This window comes from Klebsiella sp. JN_Kp121 (assembly GCF_040062145.1).
GTDB classification, from domain to species: domain Bacteria; phylum Pseudomonadota; class Gammaproteobacteria; order Enterobacterales; family Enterobacteriaceae; genus Klebsiella; species Klebsiella aerogenes.
In genome coordinates, this window is the sequence record NZ_JBEAHX010000002.1 from 175,619 (window position 1) to 188,821 (window position 13,203).

Here is a 13,203-nt window from a genome sequence, read left to right on the forward strand (position 1 = left end):
AATGCAAGAAAGTATCCAACTGGTCATTGACTCCGCGCCTTACCTTTTAAAAGGCGCGGTTTTTACGTTACAACTGAGCATCGGCGGTATGTTCTTCGGCCTGCTGCTGGGATTTATCCTCGCACTGATGCGCATGTCGTCAATCTGGCCGGTCAGATGGCTGGCGCGGATGTATATCTCTATTTTCCGCGGCACCCCGCTGATTGCCCAACTGTTCATGATCTATTACGGTTTGCCGCAGTTCGGCATTGAGCTGGATCCGATTCCGGCGGCGATGATTGGCTTGTCATTGAATACAGCGGCCTATGCGGCGGAAACGCTGCGCGCGGCGATTGCCTCTATAGACAAAGGGCAGTGGGAGGCCGCCGCCAGTATCGGCATGACGCCGTGGCAGACTTTGCGTCGGGCTATTTTACCGCAGGCTGCCCGCGTGGCGCTGCCGCCGCTCTCTAACAGCTTTATCAGCCTTGTCAAAGATACTTCGCTGGCGGCGACGATTCAGGTACCGGAACTGTTCCGCCAGGCACAGTTAATTACCTCACGTACGCTGGAAGTATTTACGATGTATCTGGCCGCCTCGCTGATCTATTGGGTGATGGCGACCGTACTATCCACCTTGCAGAATTATTTTGAAAATCAGCTGAATCGCCAGGAGCGTGATCCAAAATGAGTGCGATTGAAGTCAAAAAACTGGTGAAAAAATTCCACGGGCAGACCGTGCTGCACGGTATCGATCTCGAGGTTCAGGAAGGGGAGGTCGTGGCGATTATCGGCCCGAGCGGCTCTGGTAAAACCACGCTGTTGCGCAGCATTAACCTGCTTGAACACCCCGAAAGCGGTACCATTCGCGTAGGCGATGTGACTATCGATACTTCGCGTAGTATTGGCCAGCAAAAAGGGTTGATCCGCCGTCTGCGACAGCATGTTGGCTTTGTGTTCCAGAACTTCAATCTTTTCCCGCATCGTACGGTGCTGGAAAATATTATTGAAGGGCCGGTTATCGTAAAAGGCGAAGATAAGAACGAGGCCATTTCTCTGGCGCGTGAACTGCTGGCAAAGGTAGGGCTGTCGGGAAAAGAGAATAGCTATCCGCGTCGTTTATCCGGCGGGCAGCAGCAGCGTGTGGCGATTGCCCGCGCGTTAGCAATGCGCCCGGATGTTATTCTTTTTGATGAGCCAACTTCTGCATTGGATCCAGAGTTAGTGGGCGAGGTACTCAACACCATCCGTCAACTGGCGCAGGAAAAGCGCACCATGGTTATTGTCACCCATGAGATGAGTTTCGCTCGCGATGTCGCCGACCGCGCCATTTTCATGGATCAGGGGCGTATCGTCGAACAAGGTAAGGCCAGAGAGCTATTTGCTAACCCGCAGCAACCGCGTACTCGTCAGTTCCTCGAAAAATTTCTCATGCAATAACACTTCTCTCTCATCGTGGTCCTCACATTTGGCTGGGGGCCGCGATCGGACAACCTGCCAATCACCGCCGTTGCTGGCGTGGCAGAACATATTTTCTTCCTTAGTTCGATAAATAATCGTCAGCGAAAATCGAATAATGCGATGGCTACGTTATTTTATACATATAAATAAGATTTATGTGTTAGTTTTATGTATTTATAATAATGATTATCAATCAGGGGTTATTTGGTAGGCTATGAGGGACATTGATTTTTTCAGCTGGCGGCGGGAAATGCTGCAACAATTCCAGTCAACTCATGATGGGGATTCGGTTTATAACCTTCTCCAACAGCAAACAGAAGAACTGGAATACGACTACTACGCACTCTGTGTGCGCCATCCGGTGCCTTTTACACGCCCGAAACTGACGTTGCAATCAACTTATCCTCAGGCCTGGATGTCACATTATCAGGCGGAGAATTATTTTGCTATTGATCCGGTATTACGCAGAGAAAATTTTCTTCGTGGACATCTACCATGGAATGACCAGCTTTTTTGCGAGACCCCAGAATTGTGGAATGGCGCGCGCGATCATGGTTTAAATAAAGGCGTGACGCAGTGTCTGACCTTGCCAAATCATGCGTTGGGCTTCTTATCGGTTTCTGCTAAAAATGCGCAGCCGGGTCCGTATCACGAGGACGAATTAGAGTTACGTCTAAGAACGCTGACCGAGCTTAGCCTGCTGGCGTTGCTGCGGCTGGAGGATGAAATGGTGATGCCGCCGGAGATGAAGTTTAGCCGGCGCGAGCTGGAGATCCTAAAATGGACCGCAGAAGGAAAGACCTCGGCAGAGGTGGCGATGATATTGTCTATTTCAGAAAATACGGTCAATTTTCATCAGAAGAATATGCAGCGGAAATTTAACGCCCCCAACAAAACGCAAATTGCCTGTTATGCCGTCGCAACAGGATTAATTTGAGCGAATCGCTCGTTCTGCGTGTCAGACGTGAAACCGGCTGTCAGCGATCGCTTTCAGCCGGTCCTTTCTTACTGACGGTAAGCTTGTTTAATTTGCTTAACGGTGCTGGAGAATACGGCAGCCTGAGCCTCATCTTCCATCTGCGCGATTTGCTTTTCCATTTTAATAATCACGCGGCCAGCATCTGCCTGACCCATAGCCTGAAGCATTAGCGTCAGCAGGGCTTTCAGGCAGGAGACTTCCTGCGCCAACTGTTGATTATTTTCTGCAGTGGAAAAATCTGGTGTGCTCATCGATATCCTCGTTTGCTATCAGCGCTGTCGCGCAATACTAAATGTTAAGGCGGCGCAGTATACCACAAGCGGTAGAAAAAAAAGGAGCGCGTGATTTGTGTTGCTGATGTTGCGCGCTGAGCGGTTAAATTTACTGAATAATATCTGTTCATCTAAGTGCTCATCGTTAATATTTTCCGCCGCTTTTGGCGGAAGTTAATTATTGTTACATCTTTCGAATCCTATTAATCCGCAACCCGTTCTGTTGCTTTTTTTGCGCCTTCTGTAGGGTGAATGTTAAAAAAGAAACATAATCCAACTATATGTTCTGTATAGGTTTCCACCTGGTGTGGAGACAAATTGCCATAAATGGGAGGGAAATCTTCTTCAGGACACTTTTTGGGCTTTTAAAGTTACGATAAAACCCGGTAATATATGGGAGATAAACTATCAGTAGCGTTATCCCTAATTCTGGAGATTATTCCTTTGATCAACGTACTTCTTGTTGATGACCACGAACTAGTGCGCGCAGGGATACGACGCATTCTGGAAGATATAAAAGGGATTAAAGTTGTCGGTGAGGCCTGCTGCGGCGAGGATGCCGTTAAGTGGTGCCGTGCGAATCCTGTGGACGTCGTCCTGATGGATATGAACATGCCTGGTATTGGGGGGCTTGAAGCGACACGAAAAATCGCGCGCTCCATTGTCGATACCAAAGTGATCATGTTGACCGTGCATACTGAAAATCCGCTGCCTGCGAAGGTCATGCAGGCTGGCGCCGCCGGTTACTTAAGTAAAGGCGCTGCCCCGCAGGAAGTGGTAAATGCGATTCGTTGTGTTGCTTCGGGTCAACGTTATATCGCTTCCGATATCGCCCAACAGATGGCGCTCAGTCAGATTGAACCGGAAAAAACGGAATCACCGTTTGCCAGTTTGTCTGAACGTGAGTTGCAGATTATGCTGATGATCACTAAGGGCCAAAAGGTCAATGAGATCTCAGAACAATTAAATCTGAGTCCCAAGACGGTGAATAGCTATCGTTATCGAATGTTCAGCAAATTAAACATTCATGGCGATGTGGAGCTAACTCACCTGGCAATTCGCCATGGCCTGTGCAATGCGGAGTCGTTAGCAAGTCAGTGAGTGATGTTTTTGACGCAAAAGCTTTCCTCAAGACGGTGACCAGCCAACCGGGCGTCTATCGTATGTATGATGCTGGTGGTACCGTCATTTATGTTGGCAAAGCAAAAGATCTGAAAAAGCGCCTTAGCAGCTATTTTCGCAGCAACCTGGCTTCGCGTAAAACCGAGGCTCTGGTGGCGTTGATCGCGCAAATTGACGTGACCGTTACCCATACCGAAACGGAAGCGCTGCTGCTTGAGCATAACTACATCAAGCTGTATCAACCGCGTTATAACGTGCTGCTGCGTGACGATAAATCCTATCCCTTTATTTTCCTCAGCGGCGATACCCATCCACGACTGGCGATGCACCGTGGCGCTAAACACGCCAAAGGCGAATATTTTGGCCCATTCCCTAACGGCTATGCCGTTCGCGAAACGCTCGCGCTGCTGCAAAAAATTTTCCCCATTCGCCAATGTGAAAATAGCGTCTACCGCAATCGCTCTCGTCCCTGTCTGCAATATCAAATTGGCCGTTGTTTAGGACCGTGCGTCGCCGGACTTGTAAGTGAAGAAGAGTACCAGCAGCAGGTAGAATACGTGCGGCTGTTTCTCGCCGGGAAAGACGATCAGGTATTGACGCAACTGATTGCCCGGATGGAAAAGGCCAGCCAGGCGCTTGAATTTGAAGAAGCCGCCCGCATCCGCGATCAGATCCAGGCGGTACGTCGGGTGACGGAGAAACAGTTCGTTTCCAATAATGGTGACGATCTGGATGTTATCGGCGTGGCTTTTGATGCCGGAATGGCCTGTGTGCATGTGCTGTTTATTCGCCAGGGTAAGGTTCTCGGTAGCCGCAGTTATTTCCCGAAAGTTCCGGGTGGCACTGAGTTGGGTGAGGTAGTGGAAACCTTTGTGGGGCAGTTCTATCTACAGGGCAGCCAGATGCGAACCTTACCGGGGGAAATTTTACTCGATTTCAACTTGAGCGATAAAACCCTGCTTGCGGATTCGTTGTCCGAGCTGGCCGGTCGTCGGGTGAATGTGCAGACTAAACCCCGCGGCGATCGCGCGCGTTATCTGAAGCTGGCGCGCACCAACGCCGCCGTTGCGCTTACTACCAAACTGTCGCAACAATCAACGGTCAGCCAACGTCTGCAGGCTCTGGCGACACTACTTAAGCTGCCGGCGGTGACGCGGATGGAGTGCTTTGATATCAGCCATACCATGGGGGAGCAAACCGTCGCATCCTGCGTGGTGTTCGATAGCAATGGTCCGCTACGGGCGGAATACCGTCGCTACAATATTACCGGTATTACCCCTGGTGATGATTACGCGGCCATGAATCAGGTATTACGACGCCGGTACGGTAAAGCAATTGAAGAGAATAAAATCCCGGACGTTATCCTGATAGACGGCGGTAAGGGCCAGCTTGGTCAGGCCAAAGCCGTGTTTGCCGAACTGGATGTGCCATGGGATAAAAATCATCCGCTACTGCTGGGGGTGGCGAAGGGGAGCGATCGTAAAGCCGGGTTGGAGACGTTATTCTTTGAGCCAGAAGGTGAGGGCTTTAGTCTGCCGCCGGATTCTCCTGCTCTGCATGTTATCCAGCACATTCGCGACGAATCACACGATCACGCTATCTCAGGGCATCGTAAAAAACGGGCGAAGGTGAAAAGTACCAGTACACTTGAGACGATTGAAGGTGTTGGCCCGAAACGCCGACAAATGTTGTTGAAATATATGGGCGGCCTGCAGGGGTTGCAGAAAGCTAGCGTAGAGGAAATTGCGCAAGTACCGGGTATATCTCACGGACTGGCAGAAAAGATCTACTACTCGTTGAAACATTAGGGGCTCTGTAGCACCATAGGGCTAATTAACACTTACAACATACAGTTACCCGTTACCATGCGATTTAATATTCCGACGTTGCTCACTCTGTTTCGCGTTATTCTGATACCGTTTTTTGTGCTGGCGTTCTATCTGCCTTTTAGCTGGGCGCCTTTTGTCTGCGCATTGATTTTCTTTGTTGCCGCTGTTACCGATTGGTTTGATGGCTATCTGGCGCGTCGCTGGAACCAGAGCACTCGCTTTGGCGCCTTCCTTGATCCGGTTGCGGATAAAGTGATGGTGGCTATTGCCATGGTGTTGGTCGCAGAACACTATCATACCTGGTGGGTGACTTTGCCGGCAGCGACAATGATCGCGCGTGAAATTATTATTTCTGCTCTGCGCGAGTGGATGGCTGAGCTGGGTAAACGCAGCAGCGTAGCCGTATCATGGATTGGTAAAGTGAAAACGACGGCCCAGATGGCGGCGCTGGTCTGGATGCTGTGGCGGCCTAATGTGTGGGTGGAGTGGGCTGGTATCGTTCTGTTCATGGTTGCTGCGGTGTTGACGCTGTGGTCAATGTTACAATATTTGAACGCTGCGCGCGGCGATTTGCTTGAACAGTGATCGTTTCGACGCAAATTTCAGCAAACGACACGAAGTAGCGAAAAATACCGTTGACTCACCGCGTGAGATAAGTAGAATGCAACGCATCGAACGGCGGCACAGTCTTCCAGACGATAACAAAATCAAGTGATTAGCTAATCTACTTGATGATGCGGGAATAGCTCAGTTGGTAGAGCACGACCTTGCCAAGGTCGGGGTCGCGAGTTCGAGTCTCGTTTCCCGCTCCAAATTAAAAGCATCGGCAGTAGCGGGTGTTCAGGTATTAAAGGCGCGTTAGCAAAGCGGTTATGTAGCGGATTGCAAATCCGTCTAGTCCGGTTCGACTCCGGAACGCGCCTCCACTTTATATCCCGAGCCCGGATGGTGGAATCGGTAGACACAAGGGATTTAAAATCCCTCGGCGTTCGCGCTGTGTGGGTTCAAGTCCCACTCCGGGTACCATTGGGATAAAGTAGAATAATCAAAGCAATAAGCAGTGTCGTGAAACCACCTCCGGGTGGTTTTTTCATTTTCGAAGCGTCATTTCCGAAGATGCGTCCGAAGATGTTTTTTCTACGAACGCATAGCGATTCATTTTTTCTGACCGCCAACAACCGGCACAATTTTAGTTTTCCTGTCATAAATCGCCGTTTGTCTCGAATTCTTATGGCCAGAAATCGCCTGCTTCTCTTCGAGGCTTCCTTCCAGATCAGAAACACCTTTAGCCTTCAGATCGTGAAATGTGAAATCAATCTGCAGGTGTGGATATTTCTCCTGTGCTGCAATTTTGGCTTCGCGCCAGCGTGAATTAAAACCGTCGCGAGTGTATTTACTGCCGCTGGTCTGGTGAATGACAAACAGGCTACGGATACCAGGCTTTAACGGCAGGGAACGGGCGAGGGCGACGGCAGCGCGGAGGCGTGGCGACCATGCCTTGATTTGCTTCACTCCTGTTTTCCCCTGGCGGATAAATATCCCGGTTTCCCGAATCTGGTCTTCAGTTAAAGCCAGCACATCGCTTTGTCGGGCCAGACACAAATAAGCTATTTCCATGGTGGCGCGCACTACGTCCGGAGCAACATCGTAAACCGCTTTGTATTCTTCGTCGGTGATGTAACGCTCTCGGGCTGTCTCTTTGAACTTCTTAACGCCCTGGCAGGGATTGTGCTGGACGTAACCCCGCTCGTAACCCCAGCGGAATACCCGCGAAAGAAAACTCTTTTCCCGGTTGGCCTGCGTTTTACTGGCAATACCACGTTGATCCATATATCGCCGGATGTGTTCAGGTTTAATTTTATCAGGGTTAACTTTCCCGAATACTGGCAATACTTTTCCTGCGTATTTCGTATAGTCTTTTCTGGTTTCTGCCGCTAAATCCTGCCAGTCCGGGGACGCCATAAACTGTTCTGTGAGCGCCTGGAACGTTTTTCTGTCCGTCACTTCACCTACAGCTTTTTCATATGCCAGCCATACAGCGGATTGTGGTTCATTTAACCCACACAGGCGGATCCCTTTGTTGTCTTTCGTACGGAATTCAAATGCAGCCTTGCCCCGGTATACTCGCGGGGGCATCCAGCTATCGGCAGGATTCTTTCGCTTTCCGGCCATCGAATATAGCTCCAAAATCAGGTTCGTCATTTTCGTGTGTTATATCTTCCTTCTGGCCGCGGTACTTGATCGGGTTCAGGAAGTGGCCCCATGTGGTTTTAGGGTGGCCATCTGCTCTTTCCATAAAGAAGATGCCGGCCCGGCCCAGCGCCTCACATTGTTTTGATTTAAGTGACGTCCCCGTCAGCTCGATCATTTCCTCTCTGGTTATGATGTCGTGATCGTGTCTCATGGTCTTTCCTCAGCATGTCGGCTATAGCGTTGTCTGCTGCATCGCAAGCGCGCTGGATATCGGACTGGGTCAGAGTCCTCTTTCTAACGCTGGCTGATAGCCTGCCAATTTTGATATCGAATTCTGAAAGTAAAACTACACCTGGTTGCCAACGTAGCATTGTGATCTCCGGTTTATTGGTAGACCACAATGCTATCGGTAGTGATGGGTTATTTCTGATTACGCTTAATCAGGTTTTGTTTTGGTCGGAATGCACCATCTTCACGCGTTATCTTAATATTGCGGGGGAAGTGCATGCCGAGTTCGCAACGGGCCCGCGCTTCGATAATTGCGTTGGTTCCATCTGGTAAAACGACATGAACCGCATCACCTTTCTTCAGGGATAGTCTCAGCATATCAGCGCACCTGCAGTGAACGTTCGCCGATTTCAATATGGGCGCCCGGAACCGGGTTTAAGAGTTCTTCCGGGATTTCCCCACCATCTGCGGCAATCTGAGCTGCGGCCGCTTCTGCTGACTCGATAGCCTCTTTGATTGCCTTTTTGTCAGGCGCAACTACTGTCTGAACGGTCACCAATTCATCCGGGAGTAAATCAACGTTATCGATCACCACGTTGATTGCACCTTTACGGGCGGTGAAGGTGTTTTTTGCCGTTTTTACGGTATCCTGTCCGGCGGCCAGAAGGCACTGGAGAACATATTTCTTCAGGTTGGTGATCTTACCTTCGAAAGACTTTTTACGGGCGGCCAGGCGTTTGGCTTCTTCGTCGCAGGTTTTCGCCAGACCTTCAAGGTTGCGAACGTGGACGAATACCGCGTCCAGTTTGTCGCCGAGCTGCAGCTCGAGCCCCTCCATTGTATCGGCGATCATTTCAGCTGACAGACCAGAACCGTTTTCGTTTTCCAGAAGCGCCTGGAGTTTAGACATATCAGCAGCGATAGCAATTGCGGTTGTGGAAGTCATTATGCTTTCTCCTCGGCTTTATTCAGTTCTTTGATGCGGCCGTCTTTAATCGTAATGAGTCGGCGCAAGCGGCCAGACAGATAGCGTTCATGTTGCGCGTCACCGTTGGCCTGTGCGGCCTTAATGTGAACATCGATTTCACGTGCGATAGGGGAGAACACGCCGTTTATTTCGTTCACTGTCACGCCATGTGCCAGGGTGTTAGCAACACGGCTAAGTTTGTCGTCAAACTCCTGGCGAAGACGTACTGCGTCCTCTGCGGTTTCGCTGGCATTCTTCAGATCAAACTCTGCCTTGTTTCTCTGGCGGTATTCCAGATTGTCGTAAAGGCCCATGAAGATATCGCCACTGAATCCGAGTCCAGATAAAGCCTTTTTGGTTGCATCAGTCAGCGATTTTTTTGTTGCCTCACCATCGCAGGTAATACCGTACTTACTGCCGTAAATGTATGGCGTGCAACCGTAGGCCGTTTCCTCGCCGCGCACACCATTCAGGATGTACCAGAGTCGCACGGTAACGACGTGATGCTGCTCGTTGACGGTATTTCCATTCCCGTCGAGCACTAACTCCCATGACGCATTGTTATCTTTCCCTTTCACCTGGCGTGTAATGGGGGCGCCGATATCGAAACGTTCCTCGAGGATGTCCACACCCCAGCCGATTCCCTTTGGCCCAAACTCGCGAGTGGCAAGCATGGTTAAATAGGTACCGTTGATCGAGGTACCGCCGCCGTTCTGCGTAAAGGCTTTAGTAAACCGTTCATCAGTTTTGAATACACGTTTCCACAGTTCTAAATTATCCTGTCCGATACTCTGCGCGCCGGCAGACTTCATTACTTCTTCAGCGTCAGGCAGTCTTTCAGCATGAATAATTTGCTTTGCCAGCACCTCGGCGTTATCAGCTATTGTTTCCGCTTTAGTGCTTAACTTCTCTACTGGCTGTTCTGCATCACCAGAGGCATATACGCCATAGCCCATATCGTTGAGCGTCTCACGCGCCTGTTTGGCCTGGGTATCGGTTACCACCGGCTGTGGTACTTCCGCTTTTTCGACCACGTTTGAGGCGGTATTTTGCGTTGCCTCTGGTTGTTTAACGGATCCTGTCTCTGTTTCTTCAAAGCGGCCATTTGCGTCGAGCCATGAATCAATGTGGCGGCGTAGGCTGTCAGGGAAATGGTAGGTATCTTTTGCCGGTACGTTCTGCACTACGCCAAAAATACTGTCTCGGTCATATTTGAGAATGTGCTCCGTGGTGCGAAGCGCCATTGACCAACGTTTAAAATCTTCGCGCTCGTCTGCAATGATTTTCTCAGCATCGCGAAGGTTGCCTGATAATACTGGCGCGTCGGGAGAAATAGGGAGTAGGGCGACTGCGATCTCCTGATCCAGTGTTGCATAGGTATGTTTATAACCACGTTTTGGCGCGATTTTAACGTTGGTATCAGTGCTGGCGGCGCCGAGTGAGGAATTTTGGCCTGGTACCATTTCATCACGTTTGCCGGGGTTCTCCAGCCAGCGTCTTACAAATTGGGAAATGGCAGATCTGCCAGGTGTCTGATTCTCAAAATGGGAGAAAATCCCCTGAATAAGATTATTCAGGCCTTCAACATGCATGTGTTTAACTGGTTCGTTATTGTGCAGAGCACACAGAACGTTAAGGTTAAAACGATCTTCTTCTTCCAGTTCTGTATCACGGTTATTCAGGTTATCCAGATAATCCACAACCTGAGAATAAAGATGGCCATCAATTGCCGCGGCACTAAACAGCAGGACGGCAGCAAAGCGTTCGCTAGGAGAAACAGTCATCAGATCGATAACATCATCACCAGCGGGTAAATTTGATTCCCCACCGGCGGTACCGTTCGAGGCAATGGAAACCCATTTTTCACCGTCGAAAGTATGTTGCTGGGCGAATAGCTCGTCGAACTGGCCAACGGTCGGCAGCGGCTGGCCTTCTTCGTGTTCCCACAGCTTCGGTTTGAAATAGTTGTCACCGTTCGCCGGGTAAGATTCCCAGAGTTTGCCGGTGATAATGCTTTCGGCGATTTTCTTGTTTGGTGCTTCGACGGCGATCGCCAGCTGCACGGCGCCGCAGTCTTTGATGGCCGATTTTTTTGGCTCGAATAAGCCGTTGTAGATGGTCATTGGTCTTTCCTCTTGGTTGCAGGCGCAGGTCAAGCGCCAGTTAATTAAAACGGTACGTCGCTTTCTTCAATCGGAGAGTGGTCGATGCACAGCAGCTGCTGGATCTGGTCTTCAATAACGCTTAACTGTTTGTTGGCATCAGCAGATATTTGCTCTTTCTTCGCGCGAAGGGCATTAACCTGCATCCCGATAATATCGATTGGCTCTAAAGCAGGAATGGCAATCTCTACCGTTTTGGTAGTAACAAGCACGTACGAATCAGGATATTTCTGTGACATGTCACAGGTGAATGAGTGATAAGACGTTGGTAGATATGGATTGGTTGTTGCCATAACGTAGATAGTTACGGGGATGGTAAGCGCTTCCATAGCGACTCCTTGGTGATGTATACTCAGAGCCGATCGGCGACTCTGTCGTTGGTCTTTCCTCGCTACAGGGTTGGTCCCCTGTAGCACTCCTGGCGGATTGGTCTCCGCTGGGGTAAATCAGCCCACTCCGGTGGGCTTTTTTACGCCTGAAGGTTGCCGGTCTTTCCCGGCTGTCAGGATGGTCAGTCCCATTGGTCTTTCCTCGTTACCGTGTGAAAAAAATGCCCCGGGCGCCGGGGCCAAGACTACACACAGCAATTCGCATTCGTTGCGGTCTTTCCCGCATGTCATCGTACTGTCGGCGACCCGAAGAATTCTTGCCCGTCTTTCCGGACTGTCAGAACTGTTTCTGAACAACTGCCGCGTGGTTAGTGCGTCGTTGATGTGATGGAGCTTAACCAAAGGTAAGTTATTGGTCAATGCAATTTACTTAAAAAATGTTAAGTTTGAAGGGGTGCGATTATAACTAAATGAATTGTATGGTTATTTTTTTTGTGATTTTTTTCTTGTTGCTAAGAGCTCTTCAAATAGCTTGTTAAAGCCTTCAACGCGAGACTCCAATTCAGTCAAATGTCTATCTTTTTCAGATTCGGGAAGTGAATCAAATAGATCCAGAAGTTTTAACTGGCGAGCATCTAATTCTTTTGGCAATTCTTCAACGGGAAGGGGGGATTGATCTTCGTCGCCGTATAAGAGCCAGGTAGGGGAACACTTGAGAGCTTTACTCAATTTGAACAGGTTTTGCCCTCTAGGTTCTGTCTCACCGTTTTCCCATTTGAAAATTGTGACGTGCGAAACCTTCACAGCATCAGCCAGCTTTTGCTGTGACATATCGAGTTCTGTTCTTCTGCGACGAATACGGTCGTTTAGCTCTGCGTTTTTCATGGGGTTAATGTAAATTAATTTGACTTAGCTTTTGTTAAGTTATAATTTCCAAACAAACGTTAACGAAGGAGGTACCCAGTGCTAACCGAAGATGCAGTTAAGTATTTTGGCAGTAAGGCCAAATTGGCGAAGGCACTCGATGTCTCGCAACCAGCTGTTTCACGTTGGGGAACGATGATCCCTGAAAAGAGGGTTGCTCGTTTGTCACTGATGACTGATGGTGTTCTGGTCTATGACCCGAAGGCCTACCAACTGCCAGCTAAATCAGCTTAACAACCCGCGTGATCTAAATCTGATTACGCTTAATCAATTTTCAGCGACAGGAGACGCGAAGTGGAGAACCTCGAGGAACTGAAACGAGAGATATTTAGCTGGGCAGCTGAAAGCGGGCAGGAGCTGGTTGCTATCGAGATAAGCCGTATGTGGTTTCGTCTCGGTGGTAACACTGGCGTGCTGAAGCTGCACCAGATTGAAGATGCAGACGGAAATGCAGACTGGCGGGCCATCAACAATAACCGCCAACAGATTTTTCGCTGGCTGCGTGGTGAGACGAAAGCGGCCAGAACTAAAACCCAGACGCTGGCTAAAGCGATGGAAGCGGCACTGCCGGCAGAACGCTACGCGCGCCTGGACATGTCCACCCAGTATTTGATCTGCGTGGCCATACGCGAATTTGCGGCGGCCATTATCGCGTTATTGCTCGAGGCCAGAGACGGCCCGCAGCAAGTAGCGAAGGCATTGCAAGCGATGCGAGAAACACAGCGCCTGACCAGCGTTTAACCTGTACCGAGGAAAGA

The 13,203-nt window shown here is 49.9% G+C and carries 17 protein-coding genes and 3 tRNA genes; 11 read left to right on the forward strand and 9 right to left on the reverse strand.

Annotated elements, in window-relative coordinates:
- Position 1: 1 nt before the first annotated feature.
- From tcyL to sdiA, 3 genes are all read left to right on the forward strand, one after another.
- On the forward strand, positions 2 to 670 hold the full coding sequence (gene tcyL / locus ABLU86_RS03420; protein ID WP_015705981.1) for a cystine ABC transporter permease: 669 nt from the start codon (positions 2 to 4) through the stop codon (positions 668 to 670).
- Complete coding sequence (gene tcyN / locus ABLU86_RS03425; RefSeq protein WP_032708677.1) at positions 667 to 1,419, forward strand: L-cystine ABC transporter ATP-binding protein TcyN; 753 nt, start codon at positions 667 to 669, stop codon at positions 1,417 to 1,419. The genes tcyL and tcyN overlap by 4 nt, the downstream gene beginning before the upstream one ends.
- Positions 1,420 to 1,654: 235 nt before the next feature.
- Positions 1,655 to 2,377, forward strand: a complete 723-nt coding sequence (gene sdiA, locus ABLU86_RS03430; RefSeq protein WP_020078446.1) for a transcriptional regulator SdiA — start codon at positions 1,655 to 1,657, stop codon at positions 2,375 to 2,377.
- Positions 2,378 to 2,445: 68 nt separating this feature from the next.
- On the opposite strand, the gene ABLU86_RS03435 is transcribed toward sdiA, so the two are convergent.
- Entirely contained in the window at positions 2,446 to 2,670 is a 225-nt protein-coding gene (locus ABLU86_RS03435; protein ID WP_015365908.1) for a DUF2594 family protein, read from the reverse strand.
- Positions 2,671 to 3,135: 465 nt separating this feature from the next.
- On the opposite strand from ABLU86_RS03435, the gene uvrY reads away from it, so the two are divergent.
- The 6 genes from uvrY to ABLU86_RS03465 all read left to right on the forward strand — a co-directional run bounded on the left by uvrY (position 3,136) and on the right by ABLU86_RS03465 (position 6,668).
- Positions 3,136 to 3,792 carry a UvrY/SirA/GacA family response regulator transcription factor gene (uvrY, locus tag ABLU86_RS03440; protein WP_015705978.1) on the forward strand — a complete coding sequence of 219 codons (657 nt, stop codon included), beginning with the start codon at positions 3,136 to 3,138 and terminating at the stop codon, positions 3,790 to 3,792.
- A complete protein-coding gene (gene uvrC, locus ABLU86_RS03445) occupies positions 3,789 to 5,621 on the forward strand; it encodes an excinuclease ABC subunit UvrC (protein ID WP_015705977.1) in 1,833 nt (610 codons plus the stop codon). Before uvrY ends, uvrC begins: the two co-directional genes overlap by 4 nt.
- 57 nt (positions 5,622 to 5,678) lie before the next feature.
- The gene (gene pgsA / locus ABLU86_RS03450) at positions 5,679 to 6,227 is read left to right on the forward strand and encodes a CDP-diacylglycerol--glycerol-3-phosphate 3-phosphatidyltransferase (protein ID WP_015365912.1); all 549 of its coding nucleotides are present in this window, start codon (positions 5,679 to 5,681) and stop codon (positions 6,225 to 6,227) included.
- 151 nt (positions 6,228 to 6,378) lie between these two features.
- Positions 6,379 to 6,454: transfer RNA gene (locus ABLU86_RS03455), tRNA-Gly, on the forward strand.
- Between the two features lie 40 nt (positions 6,455 to 6,494).
- Positions 6,495 to 6,568: transfer RNA gene (locus ABLU86_RS03460), tRNA-Cys, on the forward strand.
- Positions 6,569 to 6,581: 13 nt separating this feature from the next.
- Positions 6,582 to 6,668 (forward strand) — tRNA-Leu (locus ABLU86_RS03465).
- A gap of 129 nt (positions 6,669 to 6,797) precedes the next feature.
- Here the strand turns inward: ABLU86_RS03465 and ABLU86_RS03470 are convergent.
- The 8 genes from ABLU86_RS03470 to ABLU86_RS03505 form a co-directional block, all read right to left on the reverse strand.
- On the reverse strand, positions 6,798 to 7,814 hold the full coding sequence (locus tag ABLU86_RS03470; RefSeq protein ID WP_243211823.1) for a tyrosine-type recombinase/integrase: 1,017 nt from the start codon (positions 7,812 to 7,814) through the stop codon (positions 6,798 to 6,800).
- Positions 7,783 to 8,046 (reverse strand): DUF4224 domain-containing protein, encoded by a 264-nt coding sequence (locus tag ABLU86_RS03475; protein WP_348795925.1) that lies wholly within the window; start codon positions 8,044 to 8,046, stop codon positions 7,783 to 7,785. The genes ABLU86_RS03470 and ABLU86_RS03475 overlap by 32 nt, the downstream gene beginning before the upstream one ends.
- Positions 7,982 to 8,206 carry a hypothetical protein gene (locus tag ABLU86_RS03480; protein ID WP_260201022.1) on the reverse strand — a complete coding sequence of 75 codons (225 nt, stop codon included), beginning with the start codon at positions 8,204 to 8,206 and terminating at the stop codon, positions 7,982 to 7,984. The genes ABLU86_RS03475 and ABLU86_RS03480 overlap by 65 nt, the downstream gene beginning before the upstream one ends.
- Before the next feature lie 49 nt (positions 8,207 to 8,255).
- Positions 8,256 to 8,441, reverse strand: a complete 186-nt coding sequence (locus ABLU86_RS03485) for a hypothetical protein (RefSeq protein WP_023282799.1) — start codon at positions 8,439 to 8,441, stop codon at positions 8,256 to 8,258.
- Between the two features lies 1 nt (position 8,442).
- On the reverse strand, positions 8,443 to 9,009 hold the full coding sequence (locus ABLU86_RS03490) for a siphovirus Gp157 family protein (protein ID WP_348795926.1): 567 nt from the start codon (positions 9,007 to 9,009) through the stop codon (positions 8,443 to 8,445).
- On the reverse strand, positions 9,009 to 11,153 hold the full coding sequence (locus ABLU86_RS03495; RefSeq protein WP_348795927.1) for a hypothetical protein: 2,145 nt from the start codon (positions 11,151 to 11,153) through the stop codon (positions 9,009 to 9,011). The genes ABLU86_RS03490 and ABLU86_RS03495 overlap by 1 nt, the downstream gene beginning before the upstream one ends.
- 44 nt (positions 11,154 to 11,197) lie before the next feature.
- Positions 11,198 to 11,521: a hypothetical protein gene (locus tag ABLU86_RS03500; RefSeq protein WP_023282796.1), complete on the reverse strand. Its 324-nt coding sequence runs from the start codon at positions 11,519 to 11,521 to the stop codon at positions 11,198 to 11,200.
- A gap of 483 nt (positions 11,522 to 12,004) precedes the next feature.
- On the reverse strand, positions 12,005 to 12,406 hold the full coding sequence (locus ABLU86_RS03505; protein ID WP_023316172.1) for a helix-turn-helix domain-containing protein: 402 nt from the start codon (positions 12,404 to 12,406) through the stop codon (positions 12,005 to 12,007).
- A 78-nt stretch (positions 12,407 to 12,484) separates the two neighbouring features.
- Here ABLU86_RS03505 and ABLU86_RS03510 point away from each other — a divergent pair, with 78 nt between their 5' ends.
- Positions 12,485 to 12,679, forward strand: a complete 195-nt coding sequence (locus ABLU86_RS03510) for a Cro/CI family transcriptional regulator (RefSeq protein WP_348795928.1) — start codon at positions 12,485 to 12,487, stop codon at positions 12,677 to 12,679.
- A gap of 60 nt (positions 12,680 to 12,739) precedes the next feature.
- Positions 12,740 to 13,186: a toxin YdaT family protein gene (locus ABLU86_RS03515; protein ID WP_023316173.1), complete on the forward strand. Its 447-nt coding sequence runs from the start codon at positions 12,740 to 12,742 to the stop codon at positions 13,184 to 13,186.
- The last annotated feature ends 17 nt before the right edge of the window (positions 13,187 to 13,203 follow it).

What these genes read in the sequence shown, in the direction of transcription:
- ABLU86_RS03485 (WP_023282799.1), bottom strand. Translation starts at nt 8,441, where the DNA reads ATGCTGAGACTATCCCTGAAGAAAGGTGATGCGGTTCATGTCGTTTTA.
- ABLU86_RS03480 (WP_260201022.1), bottom strand. Translation starts at nt 8,206, where the DNA reads ATGCTACGTTGGCAACCAGGTGTAGTTTTACTTTCAGAATTCGATATC.
- ABLU86_RS03435 (WP_015365908.1), bottom strand. Translation starts at nt 2,670, where the DNA reads ATGAGCACACCAGATTTTTCCACTGCAGAAAATAATCAACAGTTGGCG.
- tcyL (WP_015705981.1), top strand. Translation starts at nt 2, where the DNA reads ATGCAAGAAAGTATCCAACTGGTCATTGACTCCGCGCCTTACCTTTTA.
- ABLU86_RS03475 (WP_348795925.1), bottom strand. Translation starts at nt 8,046, where the DNA reads ATGAGACACGATCACGACATCATAACCAGAGAGGAAATGATCGAGCTG.
- ABLU86_RS03490 (WP_348795926.1), bottom strand. Translation starts at nt 9,009, where the DNA reads ATGACTTCCACAACCGCAATTGCTATCGCTGCTGATATGTCTAAACTC.
- sdiA (WP_020078446.1), top strand. Translation starts at nt 1,655, where the DNA reads ATGAGGGACATTGATTTTTTCAGCTGGCGGCGGGAAATGCTGCAACAA.
- tcyN (WP_032708677.1), top strand. Translation starts at nt 667, where the DNA reads ATGAGTGCGATTGAAGTCAAAAAACTGGTGAAAAAATTCCACGGGCAG.
- pgsA (WP_015365912.1), top strand. Translation starts at nt 5,679, where the DNA reads ATGCGATTTAATATTCCGACGTTGCTCACTCTGTTTCGCGTTATTCTG.
- ABLU86_RS03500 (WP_023282796.1), bottom strand. Translation starts at nt 11,521, where the DNA reads ATGGAAGCGCTTACCATCCCCGTAACTATCTACGTTATGGCAACAACC.
- ABLU86_RS03470 (WP_243211823.1), bottom strand. Translation starts at nt 7,814, where the DNA reads ATGGCCGGAAAGCGAAAGAATCCTGCCGATAGCTGGATGCCCCCGCGA.
- ABLU86_RS03495 (WP_348795927.1), bottom strand. Translation starts at nt 11,153, where the DNA reads ATGACCATCTACAACGGCTTATTCGAGCCAAAAAAATCGGCCATCAAA.
- ABLU86_RS03505 (WP_023316172.1), bottom strand. Translation starts at nt 12,406, where the DNA reads ATGAAAAACGCAGAGCTAAACGACCGTATTCGTCGCAGAAGAACAGAA.